The following is a 19041-nucleotide window of genomic DNA, read 5'->3' on the forward strand; positions in this document are numbered from 1 at the left end:
TCAGCCGCCGACCAGCGGGACGAGCTTGATGAACGACACGACAGGGTCGGCGGTCAGATCGATCGTCTCGGACAGATCCTCGATCTGGCGCTCGCCCACGAGCAGCATAAACCCGTTGCGCCGGAAGGCCCGCTCGGCGGCGTCCGTCTGTTTCTCCCAGTCGATGCGCCGCCGGTCGCCAATCCGGTAGCCGTTCAACTCCACCTCGGCGTCCACGGGACGGACCAGGCCGGTGAACCGGGCCGTGGGATCGGCGTTGTAGCGGGCCACCTCCTCGCGGACGCGCAGCCGTACCAGCTCCCGTGCCGAAATACTCTCCGGCAGATCGGGCACGGTGAACTCCTCGATCGGCTTCCCCACCGCCGTCTCGTCCCTGAAGGTGACCGTTGCCATCACGCGGCTCCGCAATCATCGGGAATGTGTGAAGATCATCGATATCAGGGGGAACCGACAAACAGCCGACCGGTAACACCAGGTTCAGCCCAGCTGGGGAGAGAGCATGGCCGAAGCACCGCAGATGACGCTGACGGCGACGGTGCTCAGCGCACCCGACGCCTGTGAGCTGGCGGCTTTCTACCAGCGGCTGCTCGGCTGGGCGAGAAGGATGGACGAACCCGACTGGGTGGCGCTCCGCGCGCCCGGCGGAGGAGCCGGGCTGTCGTTTCAGACCGACCCGGCCTACGTCAGGCCGACCTGGCCCGCCGGCCCCGGGGACCAGCAGATGATGATGCACCTGGACATCGAGGTGGGCGACCTCGACACCGCCGGAGCCCACGCGCTCGCGGCTGGGGCGACGCTCGCCGAGTACCAGCCCCAAGACGACGTACGGGTCTACCTCGACCCCGCCGGACACCCGTTCTGCCTGTGGACGCCGTAGCCGCTTAGGCCCAGGTCCGGAAGTTGGAGCCGGACCCGGGCCTTGTTCCCAGGACGGATGTCACGTGCGCCGACAGGCGCACGCCGTAAAGGACGTCACGCCACCAGGTACTGCTCGTCCAGTTCGGTGAGCTGGACGGTGCACAGGCCGCCGCGCTCGGTCTTCACGTCGGTCACCTTGAGCTGGGTGCCGGGGGCGAGGATGAACTCCTCCTCGCCGGTGAAGGCGGAGAAGCTCCGGATGCCCACGGCCCGCTTGGGCAGCACCTCGAAGAGCGTCCGCTTGCCGCGGCTGCCGAGGAACGCCTTGGCCACGCCGAGCTCCGACGTACACGAGGACACGCCCCACCAGGTCACGGTACGGCCGAGGGGGTACTGCGCCCGCATGTCCAGCGGCACCCCGCGCCACAGCGGCTCCGTGCGGACCGGCAGCCGCGACACGGCCGAGAACAGGAGTCGCAAATAGGCGAAGTAGGGGACGATCTTGGTGCGGTCCGGGTCGCGGAGGGTGGCGTTGATCTGCCGATAGAACGCCGACTCACAGGTGTAGAGGTAGAGAGCCGCGACCTCGTCGGCGGACAGGTTGCCCGCCTGCTTGTTGCCGAACACGTGGGACTTCTCCACGTACCAGTCGAGGCCCGACAGCAGCTTGGCCACCGGGGCGACGGCCTCGCGGAAGTCCATGAACGGGGTGTCGAACACGCCGCTGATCGCGGGAAGGACCAGCCCCTCGTCCTTGACGCTGGCAAGTCGTTCGAGGTAGAGCTGGTGCAACTCCATCGTCGAGGCGATGAACGCCCGCATCCGCTCGGCCGTGCCCGAGTCCGCCCCGTCGGCTTGCGCCGCGAGCTCGTCCCACCCCTTGCTCGGCAGCCAGTCGATCTCGTCGGCTCCCAGCGCGTTGAGCGCCATGTTCACGTCGGCGAAGTGGTTCCCGTCGCAGAAGATGTCGCCCTGCGCCGCCGGGTTGGGGTGGTCGATGTGCCGGACCTCCACGTCGGGGTACTTCTTCTGAAGCCGGAGCACCAGCGACTTCAGGCTCCGGGCGTGTGCCCCCCACCAGGCGAAGACCACACCCCGGTCTTCCACGTCGGCGTTCTGCTTGGCACTCAGGATCTCCTCGATGAGCGCCTCGACGACCGGCCGCCAGAACGCGGTGTGCCGGTCGGTGGCCATCGCCCCGTCGCCACTGGCGGTGAGCGCCGCGTTGAGCAGCAGCACACCCTGGGTGAGCATCGCCTGGAACCACTCCGGCGGCTGTACGGTTTCGTGCTCTTTCAGCAGTTTGCGGATGTCGGCGATCGGGGTCTTCTTGGGGATGCCGTGCTTCCACATCGCCGCCGCCTTGATGATGCAGCGGATGGAGACGACCCGGCCGAACTGGCTGTCCTTCCAGTCGTGGAAGGTGTTGTCGAACATGGCGATGCCGGTGGCGCTCTCGGCCCTGGGGTAGGGGTTCTGGCCGAAAACGACCACTTTCCACTTGTGCGGCGGGTTGGGCTTGAGCGCCTGGAAGGTGAGTTCCCGGACGGGTACGACCTGCGGGCTGCGGCCCGGGCCGATGAAGGTGGCCGCGTCCGGCTGCGCCTCGATGACCGGCTTCAGCAGCGGCAGCCACGGCTCCCCGCCGCCCTTGAACAGTTCGGCCAAGGCCAGCGGGTCGTTCGGGTCGGGCGGGGTGGGGGTGCTGGTGTCGCTCATCGGGGGCTCCCGGGTGGGGGTACTCCGTGCCGGCGACGGCACGGGTGATCAGGGGCGGGAATATGCCGCACGAATGCGACGCCGGACGTGGCCGGCGGCAAAGGTGGGCTCTCCTTCCGCAGGCATCGGCTACTTCAAGATCTGATCCGCGGAAGACTCACGGCAGGCTAGCCCTGGGTTGGTATGTGCGCAACCGCCAAGATCGCCGATAGATCTCACGCCAAGATCTGTTTGTCGGCGCCGTCCGCTACCTTCGGGACTGTCGAAAACGCCCTTCCCCTCGACTGGAGTGAGCCATGGCCATCAAGCGTGTGAAGCCGCTGCGCAAGGTAGTACTGGTGGACGTCAACGCGCGGGTGGTGCAGGCCTGGCGGGCGGCGTTCGCCGACACCCCCGAGATTGAGATCCTCAAGGGGTCGATCCTCGACCAGCACGTCGACGCCTGGGTCAGCCCGACCAACTCCGGTGGAGACATGAACGGCGGCGTCGACGCGGTCGTCAAGCGCCATTTGGGAGCCGGAATCCAGCTGCGCGTCAAGCAGGCGATCGGCGCTCGGTTCGGGGGATCGATGCCGGTGGGAAGTGCCGTGTGCGTGCCGTCCGGGGCGACCAACCCGAAGTTCCTGATCTCGACCCCGACCATGGTGGAGTCGGCGGAGAACGTGAGCCAAACGCTGAACGTGGCTCTGGCGTGCGCCGCCGCTTTCCAGGCCATCCACATGCAGAACGCGCTGGAGGCGGACAGCATCGGGTCGGTGGCGCTGGTCGGCATGGGCGCGGCGACGGGCAGAGTACCGGCACGCGTGTGCGCGAACCTGATGTGGACCGGCTACACCCTCTTCAACGACTACTACTTCGAGGACTACGACGACCTGCGGCAGACGCTCCGCGAGCAGCTGGGCGACATCGAGAGCCGCCCCGAGGAGGAGCGGGTCCGGATCAAGCCGCCCACCTCTCCGCGCTCCCGCAGCTGACGAGGCGTCACACCGTACGGCCGTACACACACCTACACCACGGCATAACCGGAAGGTACGGCCGCAGGCGGCCACTCGCGGCCTGGACGGATCAGGCCGCTCTCGTAGGCGAGGCTGACGAGCTGGACCTGGTTCGTCTCTGCTCACAAGGGTGAGCCTTCTTCCCAGGGTCTTCGGCGCCCCTAGGATTGCGCCCAGCCGGGCGAGGACAATGCACCCGCCGCCCCTGTTTCCCTGCTGTTACGGCAAGAGGGCCACCTACTCTGGTTCTTGCCCGAGGTGATGGCCAGCTTTGCGGGCAAGCTCGGGGGCAGGGACTCCGTTGGCCCGGAGGGGCCGCGCGTATGCGGGCTTTGGAGGAAATACGCGCGGACGCCTCGGGGCGCGGCCGGTCAGCTCGCGTGCAGCGCCAGGGTTGGGGAGAGGCGGGAAGCGCGGACCGCGGGATAGAGGCCGGCCACCGTGCCGATGACGAGCGTGGCGGCCAAGCCCCCGCCGACCGCCCACAGCGGGATCACCCAGGGGATGCCGCTGCTCGCCGCGTAGACGCCGGTGGCGACGGCGCCCAGGACGATGCCGGCGGCGCCGCCGAGCCCGGACAGCAGCAGCGACTCGGTGATGAACTGGATCCTTATCTGGCCACGGGTGGCGCCGATCGAGCGCCTGAGCCCGATCTCGTAACGACGCTCGAGAACCGAGATGATCATGGTGTTGGCGACACCCACGCCGCCCACCAGAAGAGCCACTCCCCCAAGACCGAGCAGCAGGTTGCTGAAGGCCCCCTCCACGGCGGCCTTGGCCTGGAGCCCGGACGAGGGGTCGCTGACGTTGACGTTGCGCGGGGTCTGCGGGTCGACCGAGCGCGGAATCAGGGCGTGGACGGCGTCGACCCGCGCGTCGGCGGAGCGCTCGTAGACGGTCGTGGGGCGGCCGTCGAAGCCGAGCTGGGAGCGGGCCACGTCCCAGCCGACCAGCGCGGAGCGGGCGATGTCGGGGGCCAGCGGCAACGGGCCGATGATGCCGAGCACGGTGAAGTACTGCCCATTGATGTAGACCTGCTGGCCCGCCGCGGTGATGCCTAGACGCTTGGCGGCCACATCGCCCAGGACGACGGACGGGTACTTGCCGGTGGCGCCGTTCAGCCAGGTGCCGCTCATCATGCGGGCCCGCAGGGTGGTGAGGAGGTCCTCGCTCGCGGCCTGGACGGCGATGCCGCCGGTGATGTCGTCGGAGATCTTGTCCGAACGCCGTACCGAAAAGGGGAGCAGGCCGGTGGCGCCGACGTGTTCCACGCCGTCGATCCGCGCCACCCGGCCCGCCGCGTCCTTGGCCAGCGGCACCTTCTTCCCCGTCAGGAGGTCCTCGCCCGCGGTGATGACGAGCATGTTGGTACCCAGCCTGTCGAGTTCCTGAAGGAGCTGCTCTTTGCTGGACGCGGAGATGCCCACCACCGCGATCATCGTGGCGATGCCGATCGCGATGCCCAGGGCGGACAGCACCACTCGCATCGGGCGGTTTCGCATCCCGGCCGAGCCGGTGTGCAGCACGTCCCGGGGAGTCAGCCGGGCCGGCTTCAGGGCCGGCCGCCGCCCGCTCACCGGGCGTCCCCCATCGAGAGGGAAGCCGCCACGGGGTTGCCGACGTCCTCGACGACCAGGCCGTCGCGGATCCTGACCTGGCGGGGCAGCATCTCGGAGATCTCCGTGTCGTGGGTGATGACGGCGATGGTGGCGCCCTCTTTGTTGAGTTCATGGAGCAGCTCCATCACGGCCTCGCCGGACGCCGAGTCGAGCGCACCCGTCGGCTCGTCCGCGAGCAGCAGATCGGGCTCGCCGACAACCGCCCTCGCGATGGCGACCCGCTGTTTCTGCCCGCCGGACAGCTCGTGCGGCCGGTGCTTCAACCGCTCGCCGAGCCCCACCCGTTCGAGTGCGTCACCCGCCCTCCTGCGGCGTTCGGCGCGCGGCAGCCCGGAGTACAGCAGCCCCTCGGCCACGTTGTCCTGGGCACTCATGCCGGGCACCAGGTGGAACGCCTGGAAGACGAACCCGATGTGCTGGGCCCGCAGCGCGGAGAGCTTGCGGTCGCCGAGCGCAGCAGCGTCGTACCCCGCGATCCGCACGGACCCCGCCGTCGGCAGGTCGAGGGTGCCGACGATGTGGAGCAGCGTGGACTTGCCCGACCCCGAAGGCCCGACGATCGCGAGGAGTTCACCCCGCTCGACGGTCAGGTCCACCCCGCGCAGCGCGGCGACGCCGCCGGGGTACTCCTTGGTGACACCGGCGAGTTCGACCACCGGCGGCGCGATTCGGATGACGGTGCTCATACCGACGGCACCCCGACCCGCATGCCGCCCCGCAGCCCGTCGCCGGAGATCTCCACCCGGCCCTGCGCGAACATGCCGAGCTTCACCTTCACCTCGCGGGCCTTGCCGTTCTCGACGACCTGCACCCCGAACGAACCGTCGTCCAGCGCGAGCAGCGCCCCGACCGGCACACTCAGTACGTTCTTGCGGGTCTCACCCTTGAGCCGCACCGTGGCGGGCGACTTGTCGAAGCCCTTGACCTTGCCGGGGTCATCGAACGTGACCACGACGGCGATCCGGGGAGTCCTGTCGTTGGGGTCGCTACCGGCCTTCGCGGTGGACCCGACCGAGGAGACGGTGCCGCCGGTCGCGGTTCCGTCCGGCAGCTGCACCCGCACTTTCACGCCGACCTTGGCCAGCACCGCCTGCGCCACCTTCACCTGCAACCGTACGACCCGGGCCGAGCCGGTGGTGGTGAGCAACCGCTGCCCGGGCGCGGTCCGGTCGCCGACGGCCGCGTCCGCGCTCTGCACCCGCACCGCACCGGGCGCGAACGCGATCTGGTCGGGACCGGTCTCGCCGGTCGCCTTCAGCCCGTGCGCCCGCTGCCACCGCTTGACCGCGTCGGCCGTGCCGGGCGTGAACTTGTTGTCGGCGACGAGGCCGCCGCCGTACCCGAGCGCCCGCAGGTTCCGCTTCAGCTGCCGGACGTCGTTGCCCGAGTTCCCGTTTCTGAGCGACCGGTACATGGGCTCGGTTCCATACATCAGCCGTACGCTCCTGCCGTCGACGGCGTAGAGCCGGCCGTTTCGCCTGATCTTGGCACCGGCGACACTGATCCAGGTCACCGTGCCCGCCGCACCCGAGTTGACCTTGCTCTGCTTGTTGTAGCCGAGGGTGCCGTCCACGCTGGCGCTGCTGACCAGATCGCCGTCAACGATCGGCGCGGTGGCCGATGGCAGCCCGGTCTGCCGCTGCCCGGAGTCCATGGCGTCCGACCGGTCGGCCAGGCTCGTGACGGCGAAGCCGCCACCCGCCACGGCCGCGACCGCCGCCACGGTGACGGCTATGGTGCGGCCCCTCATGCGGCGCACTCGTTCAGCGCCTTCATGAACTTCTCCGGGTCGGCCCCCTGCGGGATCATGAACTGGCCGGTCATCCCCGCCGGTCCCGGCTCGGGGTCGGGCATGTCGAAGCCCTTCGCGCGCACACACTCCGCGATCTTGACCTGCTGGTCCAGCGACTGCTGGCCGCTTGGGTCGCTCTGACCCCCGCTGCCTGCGCCGCTGCACTCATTGAGCGCCTTCTGCCACTTTTCCGGAGAGGCGTCTGCGGGCGGCATGAGCAGTTCGGCGTTCGGATTCGTGCCCGGCTTCGGGTCGGGCACGTCCATACCCTTGCTTCGCAGGCAGGAACGCCGTGCCTGCGCCTTGTCGACAGCCGCACTGTCGATGGCCTCACTGTCGCCCGCTCCGTTACCGTCCGTCGTGACCGTCCCCTTCGCCCCTCCGTCCGATCCAGACGATTGGGCGCAGCCGGTGATGAACATGGCCAGGGCGGCGAGACCGGACGCCAGGATCAGGGGGAGCCTGTGGTTCCTCATTGTGTTTCTCCTCACGGACAGGGGTGCACGACGGCGGGCGCAGTGTCGGCACCGCGTGATCGCAGCTGGTGAGAGAGTCGCAGAGGGGGCTGTTTCGTTTCTCTTACAGCCGGTCCGAGCCCTGGTGCGGGCCGCTGTCGGCCCAGGCGCGCATGCCTGCGTAACAACGGCGAAATGTCCGCTTCAGGTAGACATATGACATGCGCGTACTGGTGGTGGAAGACGAGGAGTTCCTGGCCACGATGATCGCCATGGGTCTGCGCCGTGACGCGATCACAGTGGACATCGCCCTCGACGGCCTCAGTGGGCTGCGCAAGGCGCAGCTCGGTGATTACGACGTTCTCGTGCTCGACCGCGATCTACCGGGCCTGCACGGCGACGAAGTCCTCCGCCGACTGGTAGCCGACGGCCTGCTCACCCGCGTCCTGATGCTCACCGCCGCCACCACCGTCCCCGACCGGGTCGCGGGCCTGGGCCTCGGTGCCGACGACTACCTCACCAAGCCGTTCGCGTACGACGAGCTCCTGGCCAGGGTCCTCGCGCTCGGCCGGCGTGCCAGACCGGCGCTCCCCCCGGTCATCGAGCGGGCCGGAATCGTCCTCGACACCGCACGCCGCCAAGCCGAACGGCACGGCCGCAGGCTCACGCTCACCCGCAAGGAGTTCGCCGTCCTGGAGACCCTGATGCGGGCCGACGGCGCGGTGGTCAGCGGCGAGGACCTCATCGAGCAGGTGTGGGAGGAGTACGCGGGTTACAACACCAATCCGGTACGGGTCGCACTCAGCCGGTTGCGGGCCAAACTCGGCGACCCGCCGGTCGTGGAGACCGTCTCCGGCGCCGGCTACCGCATCGCCGCCACCCCGGCCGAGCCGGAGGACGGCGAGCGACCCCCGGCCGATCCGGAGGCAGGCGAATGATCCGCCGGCTGCGCCCCGCCACCGAGCGTGCCCGCCTCACCGTCCTGTACGGCAGCCTGCTGCTCGGCGCGGCGTTCGTGCTCGTCGCGGTCATCTACTCCTTCGTCCAGGACGGGCTCGACAACCGCATCGGCAGCGCCTTCTCGGGCGTGCACTCGGACATCCGGTTCGTCCCGCTCACGACCGAACCCCGCCCCGGCAACCTGATCCCCTTGGACCAGGCCGGAAAGTACGCCCAGACCATGATGGTCTGGGCCGCCGCAGACGCCACGCTCAGCCGCCTGCTCACCGTCTCCGGCATCGCACTCGCCGTCTTCGCCGCATTCTCAGTGCTGCTGGCCTGGTGGATGGCGGGCCGCGTGCTGCGCCCGGTCGGCGTGATCACCGCCACCGCCAGAAAGCTCTCCGGCGAGAACCTCCACCAGCGCATCGGCCTGAAGAGCCCGCCCGGCGAGCTGAAGGAACTGGCCGACACCTTCGACCAGATGCTGGACCGGATCGAGCAACTGGTCACCGCCCAGCGAAGGTTCGCCGCCAACGCCGCACACGAACTGCGGACCCCGCTCGCCGTCCAGCGGGCGGCGGCCGACATCGGCCTGCTCGACCCGGACCCCGAACAGGTGCGGTGGATCCGCGGCAAGCTCATCGAGGTCGCCGACCACAGCCGGCACCTCATCGAGTCGCTGCTGCTGCTCGCCGCCACCGACGAGGGACTGGAGCGACCCGAACCGGTCGCGCTGGACCGGACCGCGACGAACGTGGCCGCCGAACTTGCCGACGAGGCGAAAGAACGCGGCGTCTCGGTCGAGATCACGGCCGCGCCGACGACCGTCGAGGGCGACCCGGTGCTGCTCGCCCACCTCGTCCGCAACCTGCTCGGCAACGCCCTGCACTACAACGAGCGGGGCGGCACCGTACGGATGACCCTCACCGCCCCGGACCGTATGCTCACCATCGTCAACACCGGGTCGCCCGTGCCCGCCGACCAGGCCCCACTGCTCTTCGAGCCGTTCCGCCGCCTCCATGAACGCCGGCACACGGCGGGCGAGGGCTCCGGGCTCGGCCTGTCCATCGTCGCCTCCATCGCCCGAGCCCACGGCGCCGCCGTCACCGCCGAGGCCAACCCCGGGGGCGGCCTCACCGTGCGCGTTCGCTTTCCCTGACGAGCATCGCCCTAACCGGCCCGGTGCGGCCGATGTGCTCCGGTCAGGCCTGGGCGAGCTGGAGGAAGTGGATAGGTGTGTTGGCGTGGCAGCCGATGCGTTCGTACACGGGCTGCCCGGCCTGCGTGGCGTGCAGGACCAGACGCCGGTGCCCGGACCGCTTGGCGCCTTCGTGAATCGCCTTGCGGGTGACGGCTTCGCCGTACCCTCTGCGCATTTCCTCGGGCAGGGTGGCGACGAGTGCCAGGAAGATCGAATCAGGGCCGGCGATGGTGGCCGCGCAGGTCACCGGCCGCCCGTCGCGATATCCGAGGTAGGCGTGGATATCGCTGCGCCAGAGTCCGGAGCCGGCCAGGGCGTCCCTGCCCGCCTCGGGCGGCATGCCGTAGGCACGCGCGTTGATGTCGCCGTAGACCGTGAGCTGCTCGTCGGTCTCCACACGCCGGAACTCCAGTTCCGGATGAAACGGCTCGGGGATGGACAAGTCGCCGGCCATACCGCGGCCTGAGAACGCCAGTTCCAGCCCGGCCGTGGCGGCATGACGGAACAGGCCCTCTCTCGCCTGGGGGCTCAGCAGCTCCTCGAAGATCCATAGGTATCCGGGCCGCGACTTGGACCTCATGAAGGACGCGGCCCGCCGGAGCTGGTCGCCGAGGGCTTCCGACGCGATGTCCGCACCGGTCAGGGTCACGGTGTTCCAGAACCCGAAGGCGCTGTCGGCCCACATGCGGCTGACACCGTCGTCCATGCTGACCTCCCCGCCTCGGTCTTGCACCAGAGCGGTCCAGACGGTGATGAGTTGATCCTTGGACTCCAGAGCATCTGCGCGGGATGACACAGCGACGGTCCCTTCTCGAGGCGATCTACGGCCATCGGGCCCGGCCCATCGAGGTCGGGAACCGGAACCACCGATCCCGACCGTGGGTCGGCAGACGGATGGTACGGCCAACGGTGATCACTCGCGGCCTGTACGGACCAAACCGGTCTCGTAGGCGTGGATGACGAGCTGGACGCGGTCGCGAACGTTCAGTTTGGCAAGCGATCGGGTGATGTGGGTCTTGGCGGTGAGCGGGCTGATCACCAGCCGTTCGGCGATCTGCTCGTTGGACGGCCCCCGCGCGACCAGCCCGACCACCTCGCGCTCGCGGTCGGTCAGCACCTCCAGGGCGTGATCCCCGGCGATCGGCCCGGAGCTCTTGCCAAACGGTGCAGAGCTGCTCCCCACGGTGTACTTTCATCCGCCCAGAGGTCAGGCGTCCGTCCCGGGTGGGGCCGACCCCGTCGGCTCGGGCGGCCCAGGGCCGTACACCAACCGGCCGCTCCCCCTCGTGACCCGCCTCCGAAGCCGCTCCCCAAGTCCGGATGATCAGTGGCGATCACGTGGCCTTCGGCGTACCCGTCATCGTGCGTGGCCGCCGCCTGACTCGATCTCCGTCCGTACGGCGGTGCGATCCACGCCCAGGTGATCGAGCAGGTCCGCCACCGGGTCCGGTCGCCGCTGGGCGAGCAGCGCCAGCAGGACCTGAACGGGCGCCTGGGTGTCTCTGTCCTTCCGTTTGGTGACCTTGATCGCCTGAGTGATGGCGGCCCGGGCGCTGGTGGTGAGCGTGGTGGCCGACACCGCGGGGTGCTTGCGCGGTCTGGCCTGCGGTACCGCGCCGACGTTCAACCCGAGCGCGCGCAGTGCCGCCTTGTCCAGCTCGGCAAGGGCGGTCTGCGCGGCGGCCAAGTCCACGCCGAGCGCGCGGGCACCGGTGGAATCGGGGTTGCGCAGCAGCCCGAGCAGGAGATGCTCGGTCCCGATACGGCGGTCGCCGCGCTGCCTGGCCTCCTCGGCGGCCGCCTTGATCGCTACCGCGAACGGGCTCTTTTCCGCACCGAACATGGCGCTCCTCACTTCCCATACTTGGCGTGCACGGACTGCCGTGACACACCGAGCGCGTCACCGATCTGTTCCCAGGTCCACCCCTGCTCTCTGGCCAGCGTGACCGAGACGGCCTCCACCTGCTCGGCCAGCCGGTGCAGTGCCCCTACGGCACGAAGCCCCAGAGCGGGGTCATTGGATCTGATGCGTTCGGACAGTTCTTCCAGCTCCACAGTGTCAGGCTAGATTGACAGCGCTTCGTTTGTCAATCTAGCCTGACAACCATGGAAGAGATCGTGATCATTGGAGCGGGGCCCGTCGGTCTCATGCTGGCCTGCGAACTGAGCCTGACCGGCGCCCGTCCGATCGTGCTGGACAAGAGAACCGAACCCGGCGAACTGCCCAGAGCCAACGGGCTGGGCGGCCACATCGTCGAGCTGCTGGAGTACCGCGGGCTGCTCGACCGCTTGAGCGCGGGCAGTCCGTTCTGCGGTACCCCGCCGGGATTCCCCTTCGGCCCGGTCCCGCTGCGCTTCGCCGGAGTGGACGACATCGAACTCCGCATGCTGCTGATCCAGCAGCCCCGGCTGGAACGGCTGCTGGGCGAGCGCGCCGCCGAGCTCGGCGTGGAGATCCGGTGGGGCCATGAGCTGACTTCACTCACCCAGGACGAGACCCGAGTGCTCCTTGAGGGGGCGGATTTCCGGCTCGGCGCCCGCTACGCGGTGGGCTGCGACGGCGGTCACAGCCTGGTCCGGGAACTGGCCGGCATCGGCTTCCCCGGCACGACCGACAAGGAGATGATGTGGCTGGGCCACTTCACCACCGCCCGGACGACCGGGGTCTTCGACCATCCCGACATGGCCGGGCTGCAACCGGGCTGGAACCACACCCGCACCGGGCGCCTGCTCCTGACCTCGCTCCAACCGGGTGTCCAGGTCGTCGGGGTACGCGAAGAGAGAACCCCTCCCGCAGAGCCGGTCACGCTCGCCGACTTCCAGACGGCCGTCCGCCGGGTACTCGGCCGGGACCTGCCGCTGGGTGAGCCGATCTGGCTGTCGAGCACGGTGACCCAAGCCCGGCTGGCCGAACGGTACCGTGCGGGCCGGGTGTTCCTGGCCGGCGACGCCGCCCACCTGTTCCCGGCAGGCGGCTCGGCGCTCAACGTCGGCATGACGGACGCGATCAACCTCGGCTGGAAACTGTCCGCGTGCCTCGGCGGCCGAGGAAGCGAGAGCCTACTGGACAGCTACGAGGAGGAACGGCGGCCCCTGGCCGAACGCACCCTCATGCAGACCCGCGCCCAAGCGTTGCTCGACCGTCTATCCGGCGAGGACGGCGAGGCCCTGCGCACGCTCCTCGCCGAGATCTTCGCCTACGAGCAGCCGCTCCGCCACCTCGCCGAGCTGCTACGCAGCCCCGGCCGGTACGGCGAAGCGGACCATCCCCTGGTCGGCCGCCTGGTCCCTAACCTCACGCTGACCACGGAGAACGGCGAGCAGCGCGTGGCCGAGCTCATGCACCGGGCCCGCCCCGTACTCCTCGATCTCGGGGGCGGCGCCGTACTCGACGACGACGCCGGCGACTGGATCGACCTCGTCAGAGCGGAGTGTGACAACCCGCCTGCCGACACCCTGCTGATCCGCCCGGACGGCTATGTGGCCTGGGCCGGCGCCGAGGGCCTATCGGCAGCAGTCAACGCATGGTTCACGCCCCCGGCCCGCCGATGACCGGCTGAAGAGATCAGGTGTCGGCGTACGGCCTGGGGCATCCCGGTCGCCTGCCGCACCAGCCGTACACCTGACCCCGCCCGGTCGGCAGTGGCGCACCGACCGGCCCGGAACAGCGAGGTCACACCGCGCCGGAACGGGCGGAGCCGGGATCTCGCCCGTCCCGCAGGAACGCTCCCGCACGTACCGCGGCCACAGCGGCCTCGGCGGCCCGATCCGCGGCGGCCTTGTCGAGGAGTCCGCCATCGGCCAGCAGGCGATAGTAGAGAGGGGCGGAGACGGCACGGATCACCTCGTGCGGGTCGGTGCCCGCCGGTGCCTCGCCCCGATCGACGGCCTGCCGCACGCACGGCGCCCACTCCCGGATCCGGATCGCGTAGAAGCGGCGGAGGGCCTCGGCCGTCTTCGCGTCACAGGTGGCGGCTGCGATCAACGCTTTGAACAGCGCCCCCTGCCGCGGGTCGGCCAAGGTCCGCTGCACGAGCCGGGCATTGGCCTTGAGGTCGCCGAGGAGCGAGCCCGTCTCGGTGCGGGGCAGCGACTGCTCGGCCATGTCCGTCAGCAGGTCGGCCACAAGCCCGGTCACCGTACCCCACCGCCGGTAGACGGTCGTCTTCCCCACGTCGGCGCGGCGGGCGACGTCGGCAAGGTCCAGCTGGGCGAAGCCGGCCTCCGCCAAAGCGTCCCCAGCCGCCTGGAGTACGGCTGCCCGCACCCGTGCCGTACGACCTCCAGGGCGGATGGTCCCGGGACTCAGCTCCATAATGGGACTCCTGTTCCGTTAACCTGCCTGCATCCATTATGCTCATCCATGTTAATGAAACTCTAGAACCGTTAACCCGCCCCGCGGGTGAAGGGGGATCCACCATGGAATACCGGCGATTGGGCGCTTCCGGACTCATGGTTCCCGCGCTGAGCTTTGGCGCCGGCACCTTCGGCGGCCAAGGACCGCTCTTTGGCGCCTGGGGAAACACCCAAGCACGGGAAGCGCGCCACCTCGTGGACATCTGCCTCGACGCCGGGGTCACGATGTTCGACACGGCCGACGTCTACTCCAACGGCGCTTCCGAAGAGGTACTGGGCTCAGCGATCAAGGGCCGCCGGCGCCCGCAATGAGGAGCAACTCCGCCAGAACCTCGGCGCCGTCGGCTGGACCCTCACCTCTGAGCAGATGGCGAAACTCGATACGGCAAGCAGAAAGACGGCCCCCTACCCGTACTTCCCCTACCAGCGTCAAGAGGGCTTTGCCCGGCTCAACCCACCGATCGGCGAACTCTCAGCACCCCCTGCCGCATAGATCTCACCGAAGGAACCGGATTGACCTGCGGGGATGGGTAGAAGCAGGGTAACCAGGTCCATATGGTCACCATCGGGGGTTGCGTGATCACGAGACGGAATCTTCTGAAGGCCAGTGCGGGCGGGGTGCTGCTCCTTGGCGGCGCCGCGGCATCGCGGTCTGGAGAAGTGCCCGGCGGCATGCTGAATCCGGCGTCCATCGACAAATACGTCACACCGCTGGCGGTTCCACCGGTGATGCCCGCCTCCTCCTCGGCGGGCGAAGCGGTGGACCGCTACGTCGTCGGCATCCGGCGGTTCCGGCAGCAGATCCTGCCGCCCGGCAACCCGCCGACCACGGTCTGGGGCTACGGATCCAAGGGGATCTTCGGGACGCCCGGCCCCACCCTGGAGGCGAGATTCGGCCGCCCCGTCCAGGTCACCTGGGTAAACGAACTCCTCGACAAGAACGGTGACGCCCTGCCCCACCTGCTTCCCGTGGATCCGACGCTGCACTGGGCCAACCCCGGCGGGGGACGCGCCAAACGGGACTCACGCCCCTCGTTCCCCACCACCCCGGGCAGCTATCGCGGGCCGGTCCCGATCGTCACCCACCTGCACGGCGGGCGGAGCGCGGAGCACAGCGACGGCTTCCCCGAGGCCTGGTACCTGCCTGCCGCGCGCGACATCCCTGTGGGCTATGCGACAAAAGGGTCGAAATACTCAGATTTCGCGGAGATGTTCACAACCCAGTACGGCGTCTCCTGGAGGCTGGGCGCCGCGGTGTTCCGCTACGAGAACAACCAGCGCGCCACCACCATGTGGTACCACGATCACACCCTGGGGATCACCAGGCTCAACGTGTATGCGGGGCTGGCCGGCTTCTACCTGCTGCGCGGCGGCGCCGACGACCTCCCTGCCGGCGTGTTGCCCGGGCCGACACCGGCGTTCGGCGACCCGCAAGGCACGAAATACTACGAAATACCCGTCGTCATCCAGGATCGGTCGTTCGCCGCGGACGGCTCGCTCGCCTACCCGGACAGCCGCATGGCCTTCGACCGCTTCGCCGGGCCGTACATCCCACGCAGCGACGTGCCGCCCATCTGGAACCCCGAGTTCTTCGGCACCGCCATGATGGTGAACGGCCGCACCTGGCCGGTCCTCACCGTGGAACCCCGCCGCTTCCGGCTACGGTTCCTCAACGGCTGCAACTCCCGCTTCCTCACACTCAAGCTGGTGACGAACCCGCACGGGAAACGCCCGGTGCCCGCGGCGCTGCCGTTCTGGCAGATCGGCTCGGACGGCGGCTTCCTGACGGCCCCGGTGGAGCTCGACACCCTCCTGCTGGCGCCGGCCGAGCGAGCCGATGTGATCGTCGACTTCACCGGCGTACGGGAAGGCACCCCGCTCTACCTGATCAACGAGGCTCCCGACGGGGCGTTCAGCTCCACCGCCGGGTACGCCGACCCCGCCACCACAGGCCAGGTCATGAAGTTCACCGTGGGCCGACTGACCGGACAGGACACGACCGTTCCCCCCGACCGGCTCGACCTGCCGCCTGTACGGCCGATAGGCACACCCACCCGAACACGGAAACTCGCGCTGATCGAGCGCATGTCGTCGGCCATTCCCGGCGGTGGATCCTCCGCGCTGTTCCTCGGTACGGCCGAGGGGGCCGTCAAAGCGCAGATGTGGTCCGACCCGGTGACCGAGAACCCCCGGGTGGGCGCGGTGGAGACCTGGGAGTTCCACAACTTCACCACGGACGCGCATCCGATCCACGTCCACGAGGTGGAGTTCAGAGTCGCCGACCGCCAGCCGTTCGGCGGAGCCCCACGTCCCCCGGAACGCTGGGAGACCGGGTCGAAGGACACCGTCATCGCCTATCCCAACGAGACCACGCGAATCGTCGCCCTATTCGACCGGCCAGGCCTGTTCGTCTGGCACTGCCACCTACTGGAACACGAGGACAACGAGATGATGCGCCCGTACCGCATCAGCCCCTGACCCCGGCAGATCACCCTGTACGGCGAATACGCGGAAAATCGCTCGGGGCGGGATCCCAACCCGCCGCCGGTGACACCGTGGAGGGATCCACGGACAGCGGCCCGTTCGCTTCATAAGTCCCCATTGCCACGCGCCAGAATTGAGCTTAGGGCAGGATGATCTAGAAACAGCAGAGCAGCGTGGGAGGACATCTGGTTGTTTTCACGTGCGCGGACTGTGGTGCAGAGTTGACGGCGCCGCTGTCGCAGATTGCGCTCCCCGCCCACACCTATCAGTCCGTCTTCCATGAGTTGCTCCCCGTGCTCATGGAGTCCGGGACTTACGCGCTGAACCCATGGCCCTCCGGGCCGCCGTTCCGGTCATGGGAGGAAGTCGGGGAAGAGGAAGCAGCCTCCCGCGGTGTGTATGCGCCGGTGCACTCCCTGTCATATGGACCGACGGGAACCGTCAGCGTAGCTCCGGGCGATATCCGCGGCACCGTTTGGATTCCCGACCAATGCGACGGCTATTGCATAGGCCTCGACGGCCGGGACGGCCCGAACCTGGCATGTGCACAGTGCGGGCGCGCTGTGGCCACTCGAGTGGACGACTGCGCGCTTTGGCAGGTGGTGTGGCTGGAGCCGCAGGCCGTACGCCCAATTGTCGTCGACGCGCCCCGTCCGGTACTCGGCTGGGAGGAACTACAGAAGGTGCTGCCGGAAAGACCACCACTCGAATCCCAAGGGTGGTGGAGCCCGGTCTGGGAAGCGGCAACTGCAGTGGCCCTGGCCCATCTGTTGGCGGTGTCGGAGGGAGTGCGGGTGACCGTCCCCGATGGACTCCTGGCCGACGTGTTCCGCCGAGCGCTCGACACCCTGCTTCCTCCGGAACCGCCGGCGAAGAGTCTGGCTCTCGCTGGACCGGGCTTATCTTCCACAGTGGCAGACATCGAACTGGTCCCGCTTCACCCGCAGACCGGTGAGATATGGGCATCCGACGCGGAGGCAGTGGTGCCGCTAGCCGCCGATGTGTGGATGTACTTGGCCTTCAACGACAGTCGGCGGCTTCTACCCGCCATGCGAAGGCTGCCCGAGGGCGTCTACCGCGATGACCCTCTACCCCTGCTGCCGAGCAGGCTGTTCCATCATGACCGGTACGTGTTCCTCGGCACGCTGGAACGGCTGCCGGAAGTACGTCAGCCGTGGCTACGTGCCATTTACGATGATTTACGGGATCGCCGAACCTATGACCTGTTCTGGTGATGCCTCACCGGCAGGCACCATCCCGTGCACAGGTCGAAGCACAGTTCCACGGCATCCTCAGGGGCACGTGTCCCCGCGATGAAGCCGACCGTCAACCGCTCCGTTGACACCGACCCGGCTCCGCCAACTCACGACCTACGTCGCTCGCTGCTCCAGCCCCATCGGCTTCGGCCACACATCGCCTCAGGCCTTGGCCGAACCCGGCAGAAAATGTCGGTACCGCCGTCTAAGCTCACCCGCGAAGCAGGAACTGCGGCCCGCCCGTCGATTCATCCGGAGCCAGACGGCAGGTGACGGCTCGGGATCTGAGCAGCGGAAGAAGGCAAGATGGCCACTTTCGTCTTGATTCACGGTGCCGGCGATGTCGGCTGGTACTGGCATCTGGTGGAGGCCGAACTGCATGCACGAGGCCACGACACCGTCTCGCCAGACCTTCCCTGCGACGACGACTCGGCCGGCCTGCCCGAGTACACGGACACCGTGACCAAGGCGATCGTCGACCGGACCGATCTGATCGTCGTCGGGCATTCGCTCGGCGGTTTCACGGCCCCGCTCGTCTGCGACCGGGTGGCGGTGCGACTGCTCGTCCTGGTCGCGCCCATGATCCCCGCACCGGGAGAGGCGCCCGCCGACTACTCGGCCCATACGGGATACGACCAGGAGGTGCAGGACGGCTACGACGATGACATCGCCCTCTTCTACCAGGATGTCCCGCCGGATCTGGCCGCCGAGGCGCTGAAGCGGGCGCCCGCCCAGTCTGGGGCCCGGATGAGGGAACCATCGCCGCTCAAGGCCTGGCCCGACGTCCCCACGCGGGTCTTGATCTGCCGTGACGACCGTATGTTCCCCGTCGGCTTCCTCCGCCGCGTCGCCCGGGAGCGCCTGGGCATCACCCCCGACGAGATCGACGGTGGGCACGCCCCCGCGCTAAGCCGCCCACACGAGCTGGTGGACCGCCTGGAGGCGTACGCCGCCGAGCAAGGACTACTCGGCGCCCACTAACATCGCGGTCCCCCTCCCAGGATTCCTGCGGTCATTGGCGAGCTAGCCGGCTCCAGAAGGCCAAGTGGTGGGGTGCCATCCCCTGATGGACGCCAGACTCTGGTACGGGCCAGAAAAGGCGCAAGCCCTGAAGCTGCCCGGACCTGCGGGTACCTACCGCTTGAGGCAGTGCGTTCCGAAAGGGTGCGCAGCGACTGACCCAATGCAGGCCACTCATCAGAACAGGTCGGTTGCCGGCCAGTCGGTGATGCGTCCGGTGACCGTTCGCCTGAGCTGGTCGATGTCGGTACGCATCCCGTCGAGGTTGCCGTCGTTGCGTGAGTTAACCAGCACGGCCCACCGGATCTGACCCGAAGTACGGACGAATATCGCCGTCGTGCCGG

Annotated in this window: 18 protein-coding genes and 2 pseudogenes; 9 read left to right on the forward strand and 11 right to left on the reverse strand. The window is 68.7% G+C overall.

What is annotated here, in order from left to right; all coding sequences use genetic code 11:
- Entirely contained in the window at nt 1–393 is a 393-nt protein-coding gene (locus RUR_RS31435) for a hypothetical protein (protein ID WP_283138850.1), read from the reverse strand.
- A gap of 106 nt (nt 394–499) precedes the next feature.
- On the opposite strand from RUR_RS31435, the gene RUR_RS31440 reads away from it, so the two are divergent.
- The gene (locus tag RUR_RS31440) at nt 500–877 is read left to right on the forward strand and encodes a VOC family protein (RefSeq protein ID WP_283138851.1); all 378 of its coding nucleotides are present in this window, start codon (nt 500–502) and stop codon (nt 875–877) included.
- Nucleotides 878–972: 95 nt separating this feature from the next.
- Here the strand turns inward: RUR_RS31440 and RUR_RS31445 are convergent, their stop codons facing one another.
- Nucleotides 973–2577 carry an ADP-ribosyltransferase domain-containing protein gene (locus RUR_RS31445; protein WP_283138852.1) on the reverse strand — a complete coding sequence of 535 codons (1605 nt, stop codon included), beginning with the start codon at nt 2575–2577 and terminating at the stop codon, nt 973–975.
- Nucleotides 2578–2873: 296 nt separating this feature from the next.
- Here RUR_RS31445 and RUR_RS31450 point away from each other — a divergent pair, with 296 nt between their 5' ends.
- The gene (locus RUR_RS31450) at nt 2874–3551 is read left to right on the forward strand and encodes a macro domain-containing protein (protein WP_283138853.1); all 678 of its coding nucleotides are present in this window, start codon (nt 2874–2876) and stop codon (nt 3549–3551) included.
- Between the two features lie 392 nt (nt 3552–3943).
- Here RUR_RS31450 and RUR_RS31455 read toward each other — a convergent pair whose 3' ends face one another.
- From RUR_RS31455 to RUR_RS31470, 4 genes are read right to left on the reverse strand one after another with little or no spacing between them, the layout of a single operon-like run.
- Nucleotides 3944–5149: an ABC transporter permease gene (locus RUR_RS31455; RefSeq protein WP_283138854.1), complete on the reverse strand. Its 1206-nt coding sequence runs from the start codon at nt 5147–5149 to the stop codon at nt 3944–3946.
- Nucleotides 5146–5877 carry an ABC transporter ATP-binding protein gene (locus RUR_RS31460; protein ID WP_283138855.1) on the reverse strand — a complete coding sequence of 244 codons (732 nt, stop codon included), beginning with the start codon at nt 5875–5877 and terminating at the stop codon, nt 5146–5148. The genes RUR_RS31455 and RUR_RS31460 overlap by 4 nt, the downstream gene beginning before the upstream one ends.
- Nucleotides 5874–6941 (reverse strand): peptidoglycan-binding protein, encoded by a 1068-nt coding sequence (locus tag RUR_RS31465; protein WP_283138856.1) that lies wholly within the window; start codon nt 6939–6941, stop codon nt 5874–5876. Before RUR_RS31465 ends, RUR_RS31460 begins: the two co-directional genes overlap by 4 nt.
- The gene (locus RUR_RS31470; RefSeq protein WP_283138857.1) at nt 6938–7459 is read right to left on the reverse strand and encodes a hypothetical protein; all 522 of its coding nucleotides are present in this window, start codon (nt 7457–7459) and stop codon (nt 6938–6940) included. Before RUR_RS31470 ends, RUR_RS31465 begins: the two co-directional genes overlap by 4 nt.
- Nucleotides 7460–7659: 200 nt before the next feature.
- Here RUR_RS31470 and RUR_RS31475 point away from each other — a divergent pair.
- A pseudogene (locus RUR_RS31475) lies at nt 7660–8310 on the forward strand (response regulator transcription factor); the annotation flags it as partial.
- 62 nt (nt 8311–8372) lie between these two features.
- Nucleotides 8373–9539 (forward strand): sensor histidine kinase, encoded by a 1167-nt coding sequence (locus RUR_RS31480; protein WP_283138859.1) that lies wholly within the window; start codon nt 8373–8375, stop codon nt 9537–9539.
- Nucleotides 9540–9582: 43 nt separating this feature from the next.
- Here the strand turns inward: RUR_RS31480 and RUR_RS31485 are convergent, their stop codons facing one another.
- From RUR_RS31485 to RUR_RS31500, 4 genes and pseudogenes are all read right to left on the reverse strand, one after another.
- The gene (locus tag RUR_RS31485; protein WP_283138860.1) at nt 9583–10287 is read right to left on the reverse strand and encodes a GNAT family N-acetyltransferase; all 705 of its coding nucleotides are present in this window, start codon (nt 10285–10287) and stop codon (nt 9583–9585) included.
- 207 nt (nt 10288–10494) lie between these two features.
- A pseudogene (locus RUR_RS31490) lies at nt 10495–10713 on the reverse strand (response regulator transcription factor); the annotation flags it as partial.
- Nucleotides 10714–10938: 225 nt separating this feature from the next.
- Nucleotides 10939–11424, reverse strand: coding sequence for a Clp protease N-terminal domain-containing protein (locus RUR_RS31495; RefSeq protein ID WP_283138861.1), 486 nt, complete (start codon nt 11422–11424; stop codon nt 10939–10941).
- 8 nt (nt 11425–11432) lie between these two features.
- Nucleotides 11433–11636 carry a helix-turn-helix domain-containing protein gene (locus tag RUR_RS31500; RefSeq protein WP_283138862.1) on the reverse strand — a complete coding sequence of 68 codons (204 nt, stop codon included), beginning with the start codon at nt 11634–11636 and terminating at the stop codon, nt 11433–11435.
- Nucleotides 11637–11687: 51 nt separating this feature from the next.
- Between RUR_RS31500 and RUR_RS31505 the strand changes: the two genes are divergently transcribed.
- A complete protein-coding gene (locus RUR_RS31505) occupies nt 11688–13133 on the forward strand; it encodes an FAD-dependent monooxygenase (protein WP_283138863.1) in 1446 nt (481 codons plus the stop codon).
- Between the two features lie 121 nt (nt 13134–13254).
- On the opposite strand, the gene RUR_RS31510 is transcribed toward RUR_RS31505, so the two are convergent.
- A complete protein-coding gene (locus tag RUR_RS31510; RefSeq protein ID WP_283138864.1) occupies nt 13255–13896 on the reverse strand; it encodes a TetR/AcrR family transcriptional regulator in 642 nt (213 codons plus the stop codon).
- A gap of 104 nt (nt 13897–14000) precedes the next feature.
- Between RUR_RS31510 and RUR_RS31515 the strand changes: the two genes are divergently transcribed.
- The 4 genes from RUR_RS31515 to RUR_RS31530 all read left to right on the forward strand — a co-directional run bounded on the left by RUR_RS31515 (nt 14001) and on the right by RUR_RS31530 (nt 18658).
- Complete coding sequence (locus RUR_RS31515; RefSeq protein ID WP_283138865.1) at nt 14001–14249, forward strand: aldo/keto reductase; 249 nt, start codon at nt 14001–14003, stop codon at nt 14247–14249.
- Between the two features lie 264 nt (nt 14250–14513).
- The gene (locus RUR_RS31520; protein WP_283138866.1) at nt 14514–16415 is read left to right on the forward strand and encodes a multicopper oxidase family protein; all 1902 of its coding nucleotides are present in this window, start codon (nt 14514–14516) and stop codon (nt 16413–16415) included.
- 569 nt (nt 16416–16984) lie between these two features.
- Complete coding sequence (locus RUR_RS31525) at nt 16985–17656, forward strand: hypothetical protein (protein WP_283138867.1); 672 nt, start codon at nt 16985–16987, stop codon at nt 17654–17656.
- Between the two features lie 327 nt (nt 17657–17983).
- Nucleotides 17984–18658 carry an alpha/beta hydrolase gene (locus RUR_RS31530; protein ID WP_283138868.1) on the forward strand — a complete coding sequence of 225 codons (675 nt, stop codon included), beginning with the start codon at nt 17984–17986 and terminating at the stop codon, nt 18656–18658.
- Nucleotides 18659–19041 lie beyond the last annotated feature (383 nt).

Origin of the sequence: Rhizohabitans arisaemae, from assembly GCF_025996515.1 — a bacterium.
Taxonomy (GTDB): domain Bacteria; phylum Actinomycetota; class Actinomycetes; order Streptosporangiales; family Streptosporangiaceae; genus Rhizohabitans; species Rhizohabitans arisaemae.